The following is a 19,755-nucleotide window of genomic DNA, read 5'->3' as shown; positions in this document are numbered from 1 at the left end:
TAATCAGTTCTTAATTATATATGAAAAAAGGGTAAGACTTTAAAAAAGTCAAACCCTCGATATTTTAAGTTACACACTTAATGAAACAGTGTCAAGTATTTAATCCTTTAAAATGCTTCTGGAAATTACAATTTTTTGTATTTCAGAAGTTCCTTCATAAATTTGAGTAATTTTAGCATCTCTCATTAATCGCTCTACATGGTATTCTTTAACAAATCCATTACCGCCATGAATTTGTACAGCTTCTATACTAACATCCATTGCAGCTTGAGATGCAGCTAATTTTGCCATGGCACCAGATAGATCATAGTTTTCGTGGTTATCTTTGTCTATTGCCGCTTTATAAACTAACATACGAGCAGCTTCAATCTGTACATGCATGTCGGCAAGTTTAAAAGCAATTGCTTGATGATTCATGATTTCAGTGCCAAATGCTTTACGTACTTTAGAGTATTCTTTTGCTAATTCATAAGCTCCTGCAGCAATTCCTAAAGCTTGTGCAGCAATGCCTATACGACCTCCCGCTAATGTTTTCATCGCAAATTTGAATCCAAAGCCATCTTCTCCGATTCTATTTTCTTTAGGGATTTTTACATCGTTAAATATAAGGGAGTGAGTGTCACTACCTCGTATTCCCAATTTATCTTCTTTAGGACCAATTTCAAAACCTTTCCATCCTTTTTCTACGATAAATGCATTAATGCCTTTATGCTTCTTTTCTTTATCTGTTTGTGCTATTACTAAATAATAATCTGCGGAGTTACCATTGGTTATCCAGTTTTTTGTTCCGTTAAGAATATAGTGATCCCCTTTATCAATAGCAGTGGTCTTTTGAGAAGTAGCATCACTACCAGCTTCGGGTTCTGATAGACAGAAAGCTCCTATAGATTCTCCAGTTGTAAGTTTGGTAAGATATTTTTCTTTTTGCTCAGGACTACCAAAAGTATCGAGACCCCAACATACCAAAGAATTATTTACAGATACAATTACAGAACAAGAAGCATCTATTTTTGATAATTCTTCCATTGCTAGAACATAAGAAAGGGTATCCATTCCTCCACCTCCGTATTCAGGAGATGCCATCATTCCTAAAAAACCAAGTTCTCCCATTTTTTTAACTTGTTCTTTAGGGAATTCTTGCTTGTTATCACGTTCGATTACACCTGGTAATAACTCTGCCTTTGCAAAATCACGAGCTGCGTCGCGTATCATTAACTGCTCTTCGGATAATTTAAAGTCCATATTTCTTTATGATTTACTGTGCGTGCATAACACGATATTTCTAGTTTTTGATGAAAATAAACCGAGATAACCTCATTTTTATTATTGATTCTACAAATATAAGTTATAATATGATAGTTTTACTGTTTTTTTCATTTTTTGCAACAATCCTTTTTTATAGATAATGTCTGTCTAATTGCTATGGGGTATTTTAAAAAGATAAGTGTTGTTTTTCAACGGATAGAAATCAGCTTCTTAAAATACTATAATTTTATTTTTATTTACTCTTTATACTTGTTTAGTTTTTTATATTTGTGAGGTCGCATTTAGATGGTAATTTGATTTATTGTAATACATTGTTAATATGACTCAGCTCTAACCTCCGTAAGGGGGATTATTTTTTAATTTAAAAGTACGGTAGTAAATGCGTTGTTTTTTGAAATTTTTTAAAAGCGACTAGTTATTCAATGAATTGAAGTTTTAAAATGAAAGAGTTATTAAATAAATACGAGAATAAAATACCAGAAATAGTTTTTAACTGGAAAGATTCTGAAACAGAAGCAGAAGGTTGGACAGTAATAAATTCGCTAAGAGGAGGTGCAGCAGGAGGAGGAACCAGAATGCGCAAAGGTTTAGATATGAATGAAGTACTTTCTTTGGCAAAAACTATGGAAGTTAAGTTTACGGTATCAGGGCCTTCAATAGGTGGTGCAAAATCTGGAATTAATTTTGATCCAGATGATCCACGTAAAAAAGGAGTTCTTAAAAGATGGTATAAAGCGGTATCTCCGTTGTTGAAGAGTTATTATGGTACGGGAGGAGATCTTAATGTAGATGAAATCCATGAAGTTATACCAATAACAGAAGAATGTGGAGTTTGGCATCCTCAAGAAGGGGTTTTTAACGGTCATTTTCAACCTACAGAAGCAGACAAAATAAATAGAATAGGGCAATTGCGACAAGGAGTGATTAAAGTGTTAGAAAACACTATGTTTTCTCCTGATGTAAATAGAAAGTATACTGTTGCAGATATGATTACAGGATATGGCGTTGCCGAGGCTGTACGTCATTATTATACTATTTATGGGGGAGATGTAAAAGGGAAAAGAGCTGTGGTACAAGGGTTTGGTAATGTTGGATCAGCAGCAGCCTATTATCTTTCTGAAATGGGGGTGAAGGTTGTTGGAATTATTGATCATGCAGGAGGATTGATAAAAGAAGAAGGTTTTTCTTTTGAAGAGATAAAGGAATTGTATCTACATAAAAAAGGAAATAAACTATTTAGTGAAAAACTCATTCCTTTTGATGAAATGAATAAGAGGATTTGGTCTTTGCAAACAGAAATATTTGCACCATGTGCAGCTTCTAGGTTGATTACAAAAGATCAGATTACTACTATGATTGATTCTGGTTTAGAAGTAATTTCTTGTGGAGCTAATGTTCCTTTTGCAGATAATGAAATATTTTTTGGACCGATAATGGAGTATACGGATGAGAGAGTAAGTTTGATACCAGATTTTATTTCAAATTGTGGTATGGCAAGAGTGTTTGCTTATTTTATGGAACGAAAAGTGCAAATGACAGATGAGGCTATTTTTATGGATACTTCTGAAACCATAAAGAAAGCAATTCAAAAAACATATAATAACAAACAAGAAAAAACTAATATAAGTAAAACAGCTTTTGAGATAGCACTCAAACAGTTGGTATAAATATTAATTGTAATTAACCGAGTAAAACTATGTTCAAGTATTTTTTAGGCAGTAGTCCGAAATGGTTCAAAACCGTAATGATCGGATTTTTAATTTTTAATGTATTTTCTTATTTCTTTTTGGGAGCAACAATAACATCATGGTTATTTATAGCTGAGTTTATTTTTACTTTAGCAATGGCTCTTAAGTGTTACCCTTTGCAATCAGGAGGGTTGCTTGCAATTGAAATCTTAGCATTGAATTTGACAACACCAAAAAATGCGTATCATGAAGTGAGTCAAAATTTAGAAGTGGTTTTGCTATTGGTTTTTATGGTTGCAGGGATCTATTTTATGAAACCCTTGCTGATGTATATTTTTAGTAAAGTGTTTACTAAAATAAAATCTAAGATGGTATTGTCGATATTATTTGTATTTCTATCGGCAGTACTTTCTGCATTTTTGGATGCCTTAACTGTTACGGCAGTTTTAATAAGTGTAGCAGTAGGATTTTATGGAGTATATCATAAAATTCATTCTATGACTGAATCCGATTTTAATGAAGATGGAATATTAGATAGAAAAGAATTAAGTGGGGAAACCTTAGAACAGTTTAGAAGCTTTTTGCGTAGTCTGGTAATGCATGGAGTAGTAGGAACAGCACTTGGAGGAGTTTGTACTTTGGTAGGAGAGCCGCAAAACTTATTGATAGGAGAAAGAATGGGATGGGATTTTATAGAGTTTTTTGTACAAATGGCTCCGATAACATTACCAGTTTTGTTTGCAGGGTTATTAACAACAGTAATACTAGAAGCTACAAAAACTTTTGGTTTTGGAGAAAAATTACCAGAAGTTGCTCGAAAAATTATAGAAAGTTATACAGAGGAGGAAGACGCAAAGAGGTCTGATAAATCTAAATATGGATTAATTGTGCAGGCAGTATCAGCACTTCTTTTAATTGCAGGCTTGGCATTACATGTGGCACCAGTTGGTTTTATAGGGTTAGCTTTAATTATTGTTCAGACAGCTTTTATGGGGATTACAGAAGAACATCAATTAGGAAAAGCTTTTGAAGAAGCGCTTCCGTTTACAGGTTTGATAGTAGTTTTCTTTGTAATAGTCGCTATGATACATGATCAACATCTTTTTAAACCAATTATAGATTGGGCGTTATCCTTAGAGCCTAGTCAGCAACCATCTATGTTTTATATAGCAAATGGTCTTTTGTCTATGATAAGTGATAATGTGTTTGTTGCAACGGTTTATATAGGAGAAGTTAAAGCAGCTTTTGATAGTGGAGCAATATCAAGAGAGCAATTTGAAAAACTAGCTATTGCTATTAACACAGGTACAAATTTACCTAGTGTTGCAACACCTAATGGACAGGCAGCATTTTTGTTTTTATTAACTTCTTCTTTAGCGCCATTAATAGGATTGTCCTATACAAAAATGGTGAAAATGGCTTTTCCTTATACAATAGTACTTGGAAGTATAGGCTTGTTAGGAATAATATATATATTATAAAGAAAAATAACATACTTAACCTACATAAATAACGTTAGTATACTAACACTAAATTAACAATATCAAATGAATTATTTATTAATGCTTGGCACTTTAGCCCAAAATACTCAAGAAATCGAATCACCAGTAGAAGAAAGTTCTTTGTCTATAATGGATCTCTTACTTAGCGGAGGGACAGGGGCAATCGTAATCATATCTATTCTTTTTGTGCTGCTGTTTGTTGCAGTCTATATTTATTTTGAAAGAATTTTTGCAATCAAGGCAGCTTCAAAGTATGATGAAGGTTTTATGGATAAGATTAGGGAAAGTGTAGTTAGCGGAAAGATAGAGTCTGCAAAAATTTTGTGCGCTCAAACTAATAACCCTATTGCTAGGTTAACTGAAAAGGGGCTTTCTAGAATAGGACATTCTTTAGAGGATATTAATAAAGCTATTGAAAACGCAGGCCGACTAGAAGTGTATAAATTAGAAAAAAATGTTAGTATTCTTGCAACTGTAGCAGGAGCTGCGCCAATGATAGGTTTTTTAGGAACAGTAATAGGTATGATTATAGCATTTCATAATTTGGCTTCAAGTTCTGGAACTGCCGATATGGGAGTCTTAGCAGAGGGTATTTACACTGCTATGACAACCACTGTAGGTGGATTAGTGGTTGGGATTATAGCCTATATAGGATATAATCATTTGGTGGTTCGTACAGATAAGGTTATACATAGTATGGAAGCTAATACGGCAGATTTCTTAGATTTATTAAACGAACCTGCATAATATGAATTTAAGAGGAAGAAATAAAGTTAGTCCAGAGTTTAGTATGTCTTCTATGACAGATATAGTATTTCTGTTATTAGTGTTTTTTTTATTGACATCTCCAGCGATTACTCCAGAGGCATTGGATTTAATATTACCAAAAGCAAAAGGGAAAAGTTCAAATGTGCAAAATATATCGGTTAGTATTACCAATAAATCACAGTATTATATTGATGAAGAACGTATAAGTCAAAGTAGATTAGAGTCAGAATTGGTATCTCGATTACAAGGAAAAAAAGAGCCAACTATCATTTTGAGAGCAGAAGAAGGGGTTCCTATAGAAAAAGCAGTTGGAGTGATGGATATTGCAAATCGAAATAAATTTAAAGTTATATTGGCAGTAAGACCAGAATAATAATGATAAACTTAGATACAAAACATAAAAGAAAATCCTTTATATTGACAGTTATTGTACATATAGGGATTCTCTTTTTATTATTTTACCTAAGTTTAAATTATATAGAACCAGAAGAAGAAGCTGGTATTGCGCTTAATTTTGGAACAACGCTAACAGGATCAGGTGATATTCAGCCAGATCAACCTATTAAATCTTCACCTAAGCAAACTGCTCCAGAACCTGTTTCATCCACTCCAGAACCACAGGACGAATCTCCTCAAATCACAGATAAAGTAATTACCCAAGATATAGAAGATGCTCCTGTAATAGAAAAAGAGGCAAAAAAGAAACCTAAAAAAGAAGTAGAGAAGCCCCAAAAAAAAGCTAATCCTAATGATCAAAAACTTGTAGAGAATACAATAAAAGATAAACCTATAAAAAAGGTAGACGAAAAGAAACCCGATCCAAAGCCTGATAAGTCGACATTAGACATTTTAGATAGTTTTTCTAACGGCCCAAAAAATGATGGTAAAGCTAAAGGAGGAGAAGGAGATGATAATTTACCAGGAGACAAAGGTAGTCGTGATGGGGATCCTAATGCAAAGGCATATTATGGAACCGGAAAAGGGTTGGATGGAGATGGTAATTATAGGTTAGGAGGAAGAAAAGCGTTGAATAAAGAAAAATTTGTCCAAGACTGTAATGAATCAGGTATTGTTGTGGTGAAAATAGAAGTAGATCAAAACGGCAAAGTAGTAAAAGCTACACCAGGGGTTAAAGGAACTACTAATAGTTCTTCTTGTTTAATGGAGCCCGCAAAAAGAGCAGCTATGGCTACTAAGTTTAATAGTGACTCAAAAGCACCTGTAAAGCAGGTAGGAGTGATTATTTATCAGTTTAAACTTTCAGAATAATAATGCAATAGTATGACCTATAGGGAAACTCTCGATTGGATGTTTGCCCAATTGCCAATGTATCAACGTCAAGGAGCTAGCGCTTATAAGATAGATCTTCATAATACAAAGCAATTAGCGGTGTATCTAAAAGCTCCAGAAACTAAATTTAAAAGCATTCATGTGGCAGGAACCAATGGAAAAGGATCAACAAGCCATATGTTAGCTTCTGTATTACAAGAATCAGGTTATAAAGTAGGCTTGTATACTTCTCCTCACTTAAAAGATTTTAGAGAGCGTATTACGATTAATGGGGAGAAGATATCAGAAAAATATATCATAGATTTTATTTCAAAGCACCAGTCTTATTTTGAAAATAATCAACTTTCTTTTTTTGAAATGACTGTTGGGTTAGGATTTCAGTATTTTGCAGAATCCGGAGTAGATATAGCAATAATAGAAGTAGGTCTTGGTGGCAGGTTAGATTCAACAAATATTATTACTCCAGAAGTTTCTGTAATTACTAATATAGGGTTAGATCATGTTCGTTTTTTAGGAGATACTTTAGAGAAAATAGCTAAAGAAAAAGCAGGCATTATAAAAAACCATATCCCAGCTGTTATAGGAAGAACAACTTTAGAAACTAAAAAAGTTTTTATAGAAAAAGCTACTGACAGTAAAAGTGATATATATTTTGCTGAAGAATATAAAGGAACGATTTATGATTCTGATTTAAAAGGAAATTATCAGAAAGAGAATATAAAAACGGTATTGCAAACAGTTTTAGTATTGCAAAAGAAAGGATGGGTAATTAATGAGATAAACATTAGAAATGGGCTTAGTAAAGTTGTAGCGAATACAGGATTATTAGGAAGGTGGCAAATTGTAAAAGAAAAGCCTAAAGTGATTTGTGATACAGCGCATAATAGTGATGGGTTAGTAGTAGCCTTAGAGCAACTGTTAGAAGAGAATTATGAATGTTTACATATAGTTTTGGGAGTGGTTGATGATAAAGATTTAGATACGATTCTACCATTATTTCCTACCCAAGCAAAGTATTATTTTTGCAAGCCAGATATTTTAAGAGGGTTATATGAAGAAGAGTTAAGAAAAAAAGCGTTAAAATTTGGTTTGACTGGGGATAGTCATAAATCTGTAAAAAACGCCTATAAGTCTGCTTTACAGATGGCTGCAGATGTGGATGTGATTTATGTAGGGGGTAGTACATTTGTTGTTGCAGAAATAATTTAATTTTTTTTCTTTTTTTCTTTGGTAAATTTAAAAACTGTGCTATATTTGCATCCGCAATCAGGAACAAGGTTGCTTTTTTAAATAAGGGCGCTTAGCTCAGTTGGTTCAGAGCACTTGGTTTACACCCAAGGGGTCAGGGGTTCGAATCCCTTAGCGCCCACTAAAAATAAAAAAACCTGTAAATGATTTATTTACAGGTTTTTTTATTTTTTATCAAATAGATATGAGTTCGAATTTTTTATAAATAAGCTCGAAAATAGCCTAAATATTAAAAATAAGTATTATTCTATTCCTTTTAACTTTTCCAAAAGTATGTTGTCTTCATTCCAATATGTTAACAATTTTTCATATTCCTTTTGTGTTTTGATAATTTTTAGAGTATAGGGTCTACTTTTTTTGATTGTCTCTGTTTTCAGATCTATAGTAATATTCTTGATGGCAGTTTCCGTTATATCACGTAACTGTTGATTTGCTCTATATTCATAAACAGAATCTACTGGAGAATTTAAAAAAGGAGTCAGCATTTCTCATATCTTAGAATTATTCCTTGAGTTAGGAACTTTTCTGACCCAGTCTTTTGGAGGTTGCGGTTTTTCTTTTGTTTTATGCGATAATTCTTGTTCGCAAATTTCTTTGACACTATAAAATAATGAAGTCTTGTTTTTTGATTCAACTATAGCTGGCAGTAGTACTTTATTGAGGTATCTTCTGGATAAAGACTTAGTAATTTGTCTGGAAGTATTCTGAGTACAGTCAGTTAAGCAAAAATAGTTTTATAGGACATTAATGAAAGCTTTTAATAAAACTTTATTAAGGTGTTTTCTAGGTAAAGATTTTTTTAATAGATCAGGAAATTTATTCATTTTCATCTAATAACTCTTTAATATATACAGAGGGTTTTTTTTCTGTAACATTTCGAAAAGCACGAGAAAAAGCTTCAGGATTATTAAATCCGACTTCTTCTGCTAAATGTTTTATGTTGTACTTCCTTAATTTAGGATTGGCTTGAAGAATTTCAAGACTATAATTGATCCTTAAATGATTGATATAAGTGTTGAAATTAAGATTTTTATGATCGTTTATTGTCTTTGATAAATATTTTGTGTTAGTGTTAATTTTTTGAGCTAGTTCCTTAAGGCTTAATCCTTTTTTTAAAAATTCTTTTTTTTGTTCGAATTTTTTTAGCGATTCCAAAATTTCTTCAGTTATTTCTTTTGAAATCTCATGATGGTTACTATTGACTAAAGGGATTATTATTTCGTCTTCTTTTTTTTCTGACATCAATAACATCAGTTCTGCTCGGTTTCGAATTTTTGTCTTTCTGAAAATATTGGAAACATGTTTTAGAATTACATCCTCTGATAGATAGATCTCTTTACTTATTTCAAAATAATTATAGTCCTTTATAATAAACAGCATAATTTCTTTTTCTATACTCGATAGACCATAAAGACTCACAATATAATCATGCTTATAATTATTCTTATGGGGATTTTCTTTTTGTAATTTTTCAAGTAAATCTTGTTCTATTCTAGTATTGTATATTTGATGTCGTAAATATTCGAAGGAAATTATAAAATAACCAGCACTAAATACAGAGTGTTCTACTGCTTGATTATCTCCTAATATTAAAATTATAAGAGGTAAAGCAACAATGCTCATCATCCCTAATCCACCACAGAGTATTCTAAATTTATAGTGAACATTTTTTGCAGCTAAATAATCTTTTGCTAAAAAAAAAGCAATATTAACTAGGCATGCAATAGATATAAAAACAGGAAGTACTAAGAATATATTTCGAGATAAGCTAAGATTTTTTGTAGTTACATAGGGAAGTAAGAAAAGGATAATAAATGCTATAATAGTAGAGTAAGTAATATTTCTTATGTTTAAGAAGTTTACAGGTTTAATATTGTGCTCTTTATATATAAAATGCAAGAAATAAGTAGCAGTGCTTATTCCTATAGTCCACGCAACTATATTTTGATATAGTATCTCAATCGGAATATTTTTATCAGGGACTAATCCAGAAATTATATTATATAGAAAAAATAATAATGTTAAAATAAAGAAGCGAAGCCTAGATTTACTATCTGGTTTAAATAAAAAATAGATTATTTGAAAAGACAGTATAAATAACTGAAAAGATAAATAAATGAAAGTAGCTATGTGTATTTCTGTTCCAAACATATTATTCGTATTTCAAAAAATACAGTAAATAAATTAATGAGTCTGTATAATTAAAATTTTTTAAATCCTTTTTTAATATAATTTTTTTGAGCGGTAGTATTTAGGTAGAATTGCTTTGTTTAATTCATACCTTTCCAAAAACCTTTAATAACAACTTTCCTCCAATTCCTTTCCTCTCAAACCTTGGAAAAACAGCCATTAGCCAACAGGGTGTAAATAAAATTTTCAGGTGCTTCTTTTTAATTTGAGATTCACGCTCTAATACTTTTAATATGTTTTTTATACAGACACAATAAAAAGCTAGTTTGATCTTCCATAAAAATGTTAATAAACTCAATCTTCTTTTTTTTGGCAAGAATAATGGAATTTTGCCAAATTTCATAGCTATAGCAAATAGATACTCTATTAAATATCTAAGCTTGGCTAATTTTTTTTCATCTTGTTTTACTACAAAACATATAGAATTAAGAAATTTTAATTCTATATGAGAACTCCATAAAATATTTACTACTAATTCCCTATCGTCTAGAGAAGCTATTATCATATTCTCAAAATCATTTAATTTATTTCTCGTAAATAACGGGATTTTTTTTAAAATAGAAGAAAAAGTTTTTTCAGGGATTAATTATTTGTTTTTCAGTGTGTAGTGTCTTTTTTGTGAACACGTAATTCTGTGAATTACGTGTTGTGATTCTTGAAAATAGATTACTACTTTTGGTTTAGTGTTAATATTTAAGGTAATTTTCCACAACATAACGATGGTAAAACTGTTTTTGGATGTTATGGGTTTTACTATTTGCTAAAAAACTACTAGTAATTAACTAATGGTTTTTATTAGAAAGTCAAAATTATTGATTTTAATAAAATGTTATTAATTGCTGAATTAATAATATAGATTGAAATTGCATTTACATATATAGACTAAATAATTTAGTTTTTATTTAGTCTCAAGTTTTTAAAATAGATTTTTTTCATAAATGCTCTTGACATTTTTGAAAATTAATGAATGTGTACTTTTCAAAATTTTTAGAATAGAAATTTTGGGAGTGCAGTGGGCGAAGCCCTATCAATTTCTTACTGAGGTAATAAAAACATAAAAATTTCAGCTATTGAAAAATTTCAATAGTGAATTATAATATTTCACACACTAATCATCAATCATCATTAATTTATGTTAAAAAGCCTAAAAACAGGTTGGCATGTACTTTATGTAAGATCATGTCAAGAGAAAAAAGTTCATGAACTTTTACAAGAAAATCAGCTAGAATCTTTTTTACCGATGTTAAAAGTCACCAAACAGTGGAGTGATCGAAAAAAGACTATCTTAAAACCATTCTTTCCCTCATATGTCTTTGTAAAGATAAACTCTGCTAAAGATTTTAATAGAACCTTATCAATAGAAGGAGCTTGCAATTATGTGTGTTTTGGGAAAGAATATGCTAGAGTAAAGAGAGAAGAAATATTTAAAATTAAATTGCTCACAGATTTGGATGATATATATGATATAGAAACGATTAGGCAATCATTAGAAGTAGGTGAAATCAGAAAAATTAATTTTGGAACATTAAACGGTTTAGAATGCGAAATTTTGAAAGTAAATAATATTAATAAAATAGTTGTTAGGATAGACTCTTTAAAACAAAATATTATTGCAACCTTGCCTTCTTCCTATTTATCAGAATTGTCAATGGCATAAATCCCTAATTTTTATAAGAAAAAAAACTTATAGTTGTTATTATTAGTTGGAAAATTATCTTATAAAGAAACAAAATTTTAATAAAAATCATAAAGTAAATAGTGTAAAGCATACAAAGATAGAAAGCCCTTCTTTTTGACATGAAAGTTTGGGAGAATAAAATGTTTTATTCTTTAACTTCTTATAGCTATTACTCGAAAAAATAAGTAGTGCATTTTTGAAATTAAATTCAATAAAAATAATATTATGAAAACGGATAAGGTTTATTTAAAGCCAAATTTAGTAATTGAACCATTATTTGATAATTGGTATGCTTGGAGCCATTTAATATCTCCTGCAACAGCAGCTATGAATGTTTCGGATAGGCATTTAAAAATTATGAGCTCATACATTCAAGCCCCAACAGCTCATGCTTCAGCAGTAAAAAATCCTAAAATGTTAGGAGGGCCTTTTATTGATTATGAAGGAAAACGAGTAGATGAGATAGAAAAGTTACGTAATGAGACTTTAGAGAATCAAAAAAATCTTATCGCTTTTAGAGAAGCTGTTAAAGAGTTAGATTTAATGCTAAAAACAAAAGCAAAAGGATACTCTTTAGAACCTTTGTATGAAGAAGTCCCGGAGATATTAAAAGGTTATGTAGAATTAGTTTATGATCTTAATAACCAACCTTCTTTTCGGTTTTTTGAAGCACTATTGTATAATAGTGAGTTTTATAAAGAAACATCACAAACTATTTTACTTTGGTTGACGGATAATGATGAACGACCTTTTGTTTTAAGTACTCCTCGTTTAGAAGACAAGGATAAAATACACTTAAATATACCTTTTAATCATAAAGGTTTGGATGTTCTTAGTAAGATGAGGCATACTCCAGGTTCTTTGAGTGAAATAAAAGAAATTTTGGAGATTTCTTCAGATATGGAATCTATTTTTGAATCTTTTTTTACTACCGAAATCCCTAAACCTTATGAGAAATATACAGGAGATAAAGTACGAATGCGATATTTTGGACATGCATGTATTTTGATAGAAACTAAGGATGTAAGTATTCTTTTAGACCCTGTAATCAGTTATTACGGCTATCCTCAAGAAGTAGATCGATTTTCTGACATGGATTTACCAGATGTTATAGACTATGTATTAATTACCCATAATCATCAAGATCATATTTTGTTCGAAACTCTTATTCCTTTGAGACATAAGATAAAAAATATAGTCGTTCCTAGATCTTCTAATGGTAGTTTACAAGATCCAAGTTTAAAACTAATGTTTAAATCAATTGGTTTTGATAATGTGATTGAAATTGATGAAATGGATACTATTAATTTTAAAGATTGTTCTATTACAGGTATTCCATTTATAGGAGAGCATTCAGACTTAAATATACAGGCCAAAATTTGTCATTATGTAAATATTGGTGATTTTAAAATGATTTTTGTTGCAGATTCATGTAATGTTGAATCTAAAATTTATCAACATGTCTGTGAATTACTAGGAGAGGTTGATGTTATTTTTTTAGGGATGGAATGTGATGGAGCACCACTTTCATGGCTGTATGGATCTTTATTAACCGAACCATTGGCAAGAGATAAAGATTCTTCTCGTAGACTAGCGGGGTCTAATTTCAAAAGAGGAAAAGGTTTAATAGATGCATTTAATCCTAAAGAAGTATATGTTTATGCAATGGGACAGGAACCTTGGTTAGAATTCATTAGTAGCATTAAGTATACAGATGAATCTAACCCTATTGTACAGTCTGATTTGTTAATAAAAGATTGTAAAGCTAATAATATAATAGCAGAGCGGTTATTTGGAGAAAAAGAAATTATGTATAACAAAACAGCTTCAGTCTAAAGACGGAGAAGAACCTTTAGGTTTCTCTAATAATTAATATTAAAAAGAGGTGAGATACATTTTTAAAATTGTTAATAGAAATAAATAAAAAATGAATAGTAAAAAAGTAATAGCAATTCCATTTGCTGGGGGAAATAAATATAGTTTTAATAGTATAGAGAAATATATTCCAAAAAATGTGGATTGGATTACTTTAGAGCTTCCCGGCAGAGGTAATCGTTTTAAAGAAGATTTATTGAATAGAGTTGATGATATGGTGGATGATCTTTTAGATAAAATAATTCCTCATATTAAAGAAGGTGAATATATGATCTATGCTCATAGTTTGGGAACTTTGTTAGGCTATGAATTAACAAAAAAAATGATTCATAAAAAAATGAAACTACCAAAGAGTCTTTTTTTTACAGGTAGGGGAGCACCTGGATTTGAAAGGTCTAGTAAAAAAAGATCTATTTTGCCAAAGGATCAATTCTGGAAAGAAGTTAATGAAATAGGAGGTTTACCTAGTGAGTTTTTTGACCATGAGGATCTTTTGGATTTATATTATCCTATAATGAAATCTGATTTTAAAGCTGTTGAAGATTATGAATTCCAAGAAATGGAAAAACCATTTTCTATCCCTATACAAATATGTATGGGAGAAGAAGAAATAGGAGAAGAAAATGATAAGACACCCTTAAAGAATATGAAAGCATGGCAGAATGAAACTTCTTCTTCTTGTTCGTTTGAATTATTAAAAGGAGACCATTTTTTTATTTTTAATAATCCAAAAGCAATTGCAGATAAGATTTGTAGAGTAGCAATGGATATTAATGTTCTTGTATAATAAAGCGGTTAGAATAAAAGAAACTCTTTTTAATAATTCTAAGTTGTAAAACAATAATCATTTTAATAGAACTAAGATCATTTTTTGGATTTATGAGATAACAAGAAACTTTTCATTCTCTTATCAAATTAATTACCAAAATCAAAATTAATTTTGTAACTAAATTTCCTGAAACATTGAAAAAAATAACTTTTTTAAGCTTTTTTAAATTTAAATTAGCCCTGCCATTACTGGCTTTATTCGCTATAATTCATAGTTTGTGGAGTAGTACTTTAATAATAATAATAAACAATAAAATAGCAGGAACCTCTCTACCATTTTTAAGTGATTATGATTGGATTATTTATATATTTTTTATCATTACTTCTTTTTTCTTTACCTATTTTTTTAAAGGATATATGATAAAAGTAACTTTAAATTTTGGAAAGGAGATGATGCTTAAAATCATAAATAAACTTAGAATATCGGATTATGAATCCTATTTGCGTTTAGGAGAAGCAAGAGTCCGAACAGCTATGAATGATATAGGCTTTTTAGAAAGTCTACCTGAAGTTTTTATTGCTTTTTTAAATGCTGTTATAATGATATTAGTTACAGTTGGGTACATGTTTTGGTTGTATCCTCAAGGAGCTCTTCTTATAGTAGCGCTTATCATTATATTGTGTTTTGTTTTTTTATATCGAAATAAAATCATAGAAAAAAACATGGATAAAGAAAGAGATCTGGATGATTCCTTTATGCGTAATTATAATGATTTTTTACATGGTTTTAATAAAATTAAGATGAGTACCAAAAGAAGTGACTCTATGTTTTTTGATCATATTACTAAAAACCGAAATGAAGCAATTAACCTAAGTATAAAATCCGAATTAGCTGCTTTAGGGAATAATTTAACAGGAGAATATTCTTTTTATTTCTTAATAGGGATTATTCTTTTTGTTATGCCTGTAGTTTTTGGCGTTGATCAAGGGGTTATAGCAGGCTTTATGGTTGCTATTTTATTTTTAATAGGTCCCATAGGTAACATAATTAACCTTATGAAAACACTCATCGGATATAAAATTGCTTTTTCAAGACTTAATGAATTTAATGAAATAACTACAGGTAATTTTGATTATCAAGACCTTCAAGCTACACCAAATCAATTAGGGGACTTTAAAAAACTTAGTATTAATAATTTAAGCTATCAATATGTTGATGAAAAAGAGTCGGTTATTTTTGAGCTTCAACCAATTAACTTAGAAATCCAAAAAGGAGAAGTCATATTTATTTATGGGGGTAATGGTAGTGGAAAAAGTACGTTCATAAATTTATTATCAGGACTTTATATTCCGAAATCAGGAGAAATGCTTTTTAATGATGTACTGATTACGAATAATAATAGATCTGATTATAGAGATATGCTATCGTGTATTTTTTCTGATAATTATCTTTTCACAGAAAATTATGATAATTTCGATTTGCTTCCGTCTAATGAACAATTAAACGAACTTTTAAAGGAAATGGCACTTGATAAGATTATTAAACAAGATATTACAGAAAATAAAATATTCCAAAATTTATCGAGCGGTCAGAAGAAAAGATTAGCATTAATTTATTCCGTATTAGAAGATAAAGATATCTTTATTTTTGACGAGTGGGCAGCAGAGCAAGATCCTGATTTTCGAAAATATTTTTATAAAAACATTATTCCTGATTTAAAAAGTAAAGGAAAAACAGTAATAGCTATAACCCATGATGACGCATATTATAAATCATGTGATAGATTGATAAAATTTAATTACGGAAAAATGTTGGAAGAAAATACAATAGCTAGTTCTAGCTTTTAGATCTGATTTCTTAATAACCTTACTTGTCTATTGGGGAATAGATTAACTAATAACACACAACAATATTTATCATCAAATAGTTCTTAATAAAACAATTAATCTACATTTTGAATTTATAGAATAAATTTTTCTTTTTTAATTTCATCTCAGGGCTACTACTTTTTATATAGTTCTACTAATATAATGAATGACTATTTTTTAGTTATACCAGTTGTTGTTTGAACTTACAGGAAAAGAAAATAAAGCTTTTTTTGTTTCAATGAAGAACAAAAGCTTGTGCCAGACTCGATCTGGTATCAAGCATAGCTGGGCTACGGTTTATATTTATTCTGAAATTGAGGTATAAAAGAACATTTTATTCCAGTAAATTCAAATGATAAATTGTATTAGTTCAATACATGTCTTTATGCTTTTTACTGTCTAGCAACGAGTAAACTCTCTGAAACAAAAAAGCAATCTTCATCCTTTATAAATTCAACATATAAATAAGATAAGTAGGTGTTTAATTAAACACTATCTGAGTTGAGAGGCGTACTTATCTTAATCTAAAATTTAAATAAGTTAAATACTATAATCATTATGGAGTCACTTAAAAAGTATCATTTGTCTGAAAGACAGAAAATCATTTCATCATCTATACCAGGACCAAAATCTGAAAAGCTATTAAAATTACAAGAGGATATTGAAGGGAGTGTTGTTTCATATCCTAAAAATATGCCAATAGCAATAAAACGAGCAAAGGGAAGTATTATTGAAGATGTAGATGGAAATCAATTTATTGATTTTTTTGGAGGTTGTGGAGTTCTAAATGTAGGGCATGGTAATGATTTTGTGTTAGAGTACGTTAAAGAACAGCAAGCAGATTTGATTCATGCACTAGATTTTCCAACAGAAAATAAACTTTCTTTAATTCAAAAAATTTTAAATAAGATACCAGAAGAAATTCAAGGAGATTATAAAGTTAGTTTTGGAGGACCAACAGGTTCAGATGCAGTTGAAGCTGCAATAAAATTAGCAAAAATAAAAACAGGTAGGGATGGTGTAATTGCATTTTCTGGAGGGTATCACGGGATGACTTCTGGAGCATTGGCTGTAACATCAGATACTTTTTTTCGTAAAAAATTAACTTCTCTTATTCCTAATATACACTTTGTACCGTATAGTTACTGTTATCGTTGTCCATTTAATAAAGAAGAAAGTAATTGTAATTATGACTGTGCTAAGCATTTTGAATGGATATTAGAAACAGGGCATTCAGGGATAAATATTCCAGCAGCAATTATATTAGAACCATTACAAGGAGAAGGAGGAAATGTAGTGCCAAAGGATGGATTCTTGGAGCGGATAGTGAAAATTGCACATAAGCACGATATTATCGTAATTTTTGATGAAATCCAAAGCGGCTTTTACAGAACAGGGAGCTTTTTAGAGTTCATGAATACAAAAGCTATACCAGATATTATAACATTTTCTAAAGGTTTTGGAGGTATAGGTTTTCCAATCTCAGGATTGATATATAGAAAAGACATAGAGGCATGGAAATCAGCCGATCATATAGGTACTTTTAGAGGAAATCAAGTGAGTATAGCAGCAGCAAGAGGAGCTTTTGATTTTATTGAACAATATAATATTGAAGAGTATACTAAACTTATAGGAGAGTATTTAATGAAAAAATTAAAAGATTTAGCATTAGACAACCCTTTCATAGGTGAGGTAAGAGGAAAAGGTATGATGATAGGTGTAGAATTTGTAAAAGATAAAATAACGAAAGAACCTTTTCCAGAGTTTCTAAAGAAATTTAGATCAGAATGTTTTCAGAGAGGATTATTGTTTGAAGTAGGAGGGCATTATAATAATGTATTACGGTTAGTACCCCCTTTAATTACAACTCATAATATTATTAATGCAGCATTAGAAATAATGAAAGAGGCTACTGTAGTTTGTATGAAAGAGTATTTGAAACTGTCCTAGGTTTAATTTATAAAGGTGAAAAATGAATTCAAAAGAGAAGTTGCATTTAGCACAACAAGAAGTCTATTATGGGCAATTGACAAATCCTCAAAGTCCTATTTATAATATTGGTGGTTATACAATTTTTAAAGGCACCTTTAATGTTCCTATATTTAAAAAGGTTATAGAAGGTTTGTCTAAAGTTTTTGATGCGTTTAATATCAGGTTTGATTTTTCAGAAAATGAGCCTTCATATTATTTAAAAGATAGACCAGAAAGTGTTCTCATCAATGAATTAGATTTTTCATTAAATATTGACCCAAGAAAATTTGCAGAAGAATGGATGCAAAATCAATTTAATATTGCTTTTGATTTACACAAAGAAAAATTATATCGTTACACATTAATAAAAATAACAGAGGATGAATATTGGTGGTTCGTTTGCTTTCATCATTTGATAGCTGATGGTTTTGGATTTGCAATAAAAGTAAACTATGTAATAGACCAATATGAAAAGTTGTTTGAAGGAAGTAAAACTTCTACAATACCCTATCCTTCATATACCGATGCAATAAGTAGAAGTGTTGCATATTTAGAATCAGAATACTATCAGAAAGATGCAATTTATTGGAAAGAGAAATATAATTTTATTCCTAAACCAGTTTTAGAATATAAGAAACTAAAAAGAAAAGAAGGAGGAGGTCGATTTTCAGTTCTTATTCCTGAATCAGATCGAAAATTATTTAATGTTTTATCGCAACAGACAAAGGCAAATTTATCACAATTTACAGTGGCAGCTTTGCTTTTGTATTTTGGTAAAACAACAGATCAAGAGATTTTTAGTTTTGGAGTTCCTGTTCATAACAGAGGCAGTAGAGAGGATCGTAAAACGTTAGGGATGTTTTCTGGTATCCTTCCATATAAAGGGAAGTACATAGAGAGTCAAACCTTATCAAGCGTTATCTCAGATATTAGGCAAACACAACGTAATGATTATAGACACCGATTATACCCTATTTCACATTTAAACAGATCTCTTAATTTATTGTCAGAAAACCGTTTTCAGGTTTTTGATGTTATGGTAAATTATGAACCTCTTCCTTTTCCAAAGTCACTATCTTCAGGCCTTCATCTTGAAATAAAACATCTAACAAGTACTTTAGGTTTACATTCTCCGTTGTCGATTCGTTGGTGCGATTATGGTCAAGACTCTCCTTTAGAGTTAAATGTAGACTATCAACTGGAGTATTTTGATGAAATTGAAATAGAAACCCTTGTTAAAAGGTTACTTTTTATTTTAAAACAGTTCGAATTTAGTTTAGATAAGGCAATAAAAGATATTTCTATTCTTCCTAAAGAAGAGACAAAGTTATTAGAAGACTTTAATGCAACAGAGGTAGATTATCCCAAGGAGAAGACAATTGTAGATTTATTTTTAGAACAAGTAAGCAAGACACCAGAAGCTATCGCTGTAGTTTTTGAAGGAGAAGAATTAAGTTATAAAGAGTTAGACAATCGCTCTAATCAGTTAGGTCATTATTTACAAGATCAAGGCGTAGAGCCAGATGATTTAGTAGGAATCTGTTTGGATCGTAGTTTAGAGATGCTGATAGGTATTTTAGGTATTTTAAAGTCAGGAGGCGCTTATGTTCCTATTGATCCGGAGTATCCAAAGGATCGTATA

16 protein-coding genes and 1 tRNA gene are annotated in these 19,755 nt (G+C 30.4%); 13 read left to right on the top strand and 4 right to left on the bottom strand.

Annotation, left to right across the window (positions count from 1 at the left end; genetic code table 11):
- Window positions 1-99: 99 nt before the first annotated feature.
- A complete protein-coding gene (locus H527_RS0117565) occupies window positions 100-1,242 on the bottom strand; it encodes an acyl-CoA dehydrogenase (RefSeq protein ID WP_027413899.1) in 1,143 nt (380 codons plus the stop codon).
- Between the two features lie 464 nt (window positions 1,243-1,706).
- Here H527_RS0117565 and H527_RS0117560 point away from each other — a divergent pair, with 464 nt between their 5' ends.
- From H527_RS0117560 to H527_RS0117530, 7 genes are all read left to right on the top strand, one after another.
- The gene (locus H527_RS0117560) at window positions 1,707-2,933 is read left to right on the top strand and encodes a Glu/Leu/Phe/Val dehydrogenase dimerization domain-containing protein (protein WP_027413898.1); all 1,227 of its coding nucleotides are present in this window, start codon (window positions 1,707-1,709) and stop codon (window positions 2,931-2,933) included.
- A gap of 29 nt (window positions 2,934-2,962) precedes the next feature.
- Entirely contained in the window at window positions 2,963-4,435 is a 1,473-nt protein-coding gene (nhaB, locus tag H527_RS0117555; RefSeq protein WP_027413897.1) for a sodium/proton antiporter NhaB, read from the top strand.
- An 81-nt stretch (window positions 4,436-4,516) separates the two neighbouring features.
- A complete protein-coding gene (locus tag H527_RS0117550) occupies window positions 4,517-5,203 on the top strand; it encodes a MotA/TolQ/ExbB proton channel family protein (RefSeq protein WP_027413896.1) in 687 nt (228 codons plus the stop codon).
- 1 nt (window position 5,204) lies between these two features.
- Entirely contained in the window at window positions 5,205-5,597 is a 393-nt protein-coding gene (locus tag H527_RS0117545) for an ExbD/TolR family protein (protein WP_027413895.1), read from the top strand.
- A 2-nt stretch (window positions 5,598-5,599) separates the two neighbouring features.
- A complete protein-coding gene (locus tag H527_RS0117540; protein WP_027413894.1) occupies window positions 5,600-6,493 on the top strand; it encodes a cell envelope integrity protein TolA in 894 nt (297 codons plus the stop codon).
- A gap of 12 nt (window positions 6,494-6,505) precedes the next feature.
- A complete protein-coding gene (locus tag H527_RS0117535) occupies window positions 6,506-7,723 on the top strand; it encodes a bifunctional folylpolyglutamate synthase/dihydrofolate synthase (protein ID WP_027413893.1) in 1,218 nt (405 codons plus the stop codon).
- 85 nt (window positions 7,724-7,808) lie between these two features.
- Window positions 7,809-7,883 (top strand) — tRNA-Val (locus H527_RS0117530).
- A 121-nt stretch (window positions 7,884-8,004) separates the two neighbouring features.
- Here H527_RS0117530 and H527_RS0117525 read toward each other — a convergent pair.
- The 3 genes from H527_RS0117525 to H527_RS0117515 form a co-directional block, all read right to left on the bottom strand.
- Window positions 8,005-8,247: a LamG domain-containing protein gene (locus H527_RS0117525; RefSeq protein WP_027413892.1), complete on the bottom strand. Its 243-nt coding sequence runs from the start codon at window positions 8,245-8,247 to the stop codon at window positions 8,005-8,007.
- A 331-nt stretch (window positions 8,248-8,578) separates the two neighbouring features.
- Window positions 8,579-9,913 carry a helix-turn-helix domain-containing protein gene (locus tag H527_RS0117520; RefSeq protein WP_027413891.1) on the bottom strand — a complete coding sequence of 445 codons (1,335 nt, stop codon included), beginning with the start codon at window positions 9,911-9,913 and terminating at the stop codon, window positions 8,579-8,581.
- A gap of 124 nt (window positions 9,914-10,037) precedes the next feature.
- Window positions 10,038-10,457, bottom strand: coding sequence for a hypothetical protein (locus tag H527_RS0117515; RefSeq protein ID WP_027413890.1), 420 nt, complete (start codon window positions 10,455-10,457; stop codon window positions 10,038-10,040).
- A gap of 627 nt (window positions 10,458-11,084) precedes the next feature.
- Between H527_RS0117515 and H527_RS0117510 the strand changes: the two genes are divergently transcribed.
- The 6 genes from H527_RS0117510 to H527_RS0117485 form a co-directional block, all read left to right on the top strand.
- Window positions 11,085-11,609, top strand: a complete 525-nt coding sequence (locus tag H527_RS0117510; RefSeq protein ID WP_027413889.1) for a UpxY family transcription antiterminator — start codon at window positions 11,085-11,087, stop codon at window positions 11,607-11,609.
- A gap of 246 nt (window positions 11,610-11,855) precedes the next feature.
- Window positions 11,856-13,466 carry an MBL fold metallo-hydrolase gene (locus H527_RS0117505; RefSeq protein WP_027413888.1) on the top strand — a complete coding sequence of 537 codons (1,611 nt, stop codon included), beginning with the start codon at window positions 11,856-11,858 and terminating at the stop codon, window positions 13,464-13,466.
- 91 nt (window positions 13,467-13,557) lie between these two features.
- Window positions 13,558-14,292: a thioesterase II family protein gene (locus tag H527_RS0117500; protein WP_027413887.1), complete on the top strand. Its 735-nt coding sequence runs from the start codon at window positions 13,558-13,560 to the stop codon at window positions 14,290-14,292.
- A 176-nt stretch (window positions 14,293-14,468) separates the two neighbouring features.
- Window positions 14,469-16,121: a cyclic peptide export ABC transporter gene (locus H527_RS0117495; protein WP_027413886.1), complete on the top strand. Its 1,653-nt coding sequence runs from the start codon at window positions 14,469-14,471 to the stop codon at window positions 16,119-16,121.
- A 579-nt stretch (window positions 16,122-16,700) separates the two neighbouring features.
- On the top strand, window positions 16,701-18,092 hold the full coding sequence (locus H527_RS22520; RefSeq protein ID WP_051316856.1) for an aspartate aminotransferase family protein: 1,392 nt from the start codon (window positions 16,701-16,703) through the stop codon (window positions 18,090-18,092).
- A 22-nt stretch (window positions 18,093-18,114) separates the two neighbouring features.
- The coding region (locus tag H527_RS0117485; protein ID WP_027413885.1) for a condensation domain-containing protein at window positions 18,115-19,755 on the top strand (1,641 nt) is incomplete at its 3' end.

It is taken from the genome of Aquimarina muelleri DSM 19832 (assembly GCF_000430665.1).
Lineage (GTDB): Bacteria > Bacteroidota > Bacteroidia > Flavobacteriales > Flavobacteriaceae > Aquimarina > Aquimarina muelleri.
The sequence above is the reverse complement of the archived record's forward strand: the minus strand, read 5'-3'. Positions and strand labels throughout refer to the sequence as shown.

What these genes read in the sequence shown, in the direction of transcription:
- H527_RS0117500 (WP_027413887.1), top strand. Translation starts at nt 13,558, where the DNA reads ATGAATAGTAAAAAAGTAATAGCAATTCCATTTGCTGGGGGAAATAAA.
- H527_RS0117505 (WP_027413888.1), top strand. Translation starts at nt 11,856, where the DNA reads ATGAAAACGGATAAGGTTTATTTAAAGCCAAATTTAGTAATTGAACCA.
- H527_RS0117540 (WP_027413894.1), top strand. Translation starts at nt 5,600, where the DNA reads ATGATAAACTTAGATACAAAACATAAAAGAAAATCCTTTATATTGACA.
- H527_RS0117565 (WP_027413899.1), bottom strand. Translation starts at nt 1,242, where the DNA reads ATGGACTTTAAATTATCCGAAGAGCAGTTAATGATACGCGACGCAGCT.
- H527_RS22520 (WP_051316856.1), top strand. Translation starts at nt 16,701, where the DNA reads ATGGAGTCACTTAAAAAGTATCATTTGTCTGAAAGACAGAAAATCATT.
- nhaB (WP_027413897.1), top strand. Translation starts at nt 2,963, where the DNA reads ATGTTCAAGTATTTTTTAGGCAGTAGTCCGAAATGGTTCAAAACCGTA.
- H527_RS0117515 (WP_027413890.1), bottom strand. Translation starts at nt 10,457, where the DNA reads ATGATAATAGCTTCTCTAGACGATAGGGAATTAGTAGTAAATATTTTA.
- H527_RS0117510 (WP_027413889.1), top strand. Translation starts at nt 11,085, where the DNA reads ATGTTAAAAAGCCTAAAAACAGGTTGGCATGTACTTTATGTAAGATCA.
- H527_RS0117560 (WP_027413898.1), top strand. Translation starts at nt 1,707, where the DNA reads ATGAAAGAGTTATTAAATAAATACGAGAATAAAATACCAGAAATAGTT.
- H527_RS0117535 (WP_027413893.1), top strand. Translation starts at nt 6,506, where the DNA reads ATGACCTATAGGGAAACTCTCGATTGGATGTTTGCCCAATTGCCAATG.
- H527_RS0117525 (WP_027413892.1), bottom strand. Translation starts at nt 8,247, where the DNA reads ATGCTGACTCCTTTTTTAAATTCTCCAGTAGATTCTGTTTATGAATAT.
- H527_RS0117520 (WP_027413891.1), bottom strand. Translation starts at nt 9,913, where the DNA reads ATGTTTGGAACAGAAATACACATAGCTACTTTCATTTATTTATCTTTT.
- H527_RS0117550 (WP_027413896.1), top strand. Translation starts at nt 4,517, where the DNA reads ATGCTTGGCACTTTAGCCCAAAATACTCAAGAAATCGAATCACCAGTA.
- H527_RS0117545 (WP_027413895.1), top strand. Translation starts at nt 5,205, where the DNA reads ATGAATTTAAGAGGAAGAAATAAAGTTAGTCCAGAGTTTAGTATGTCT.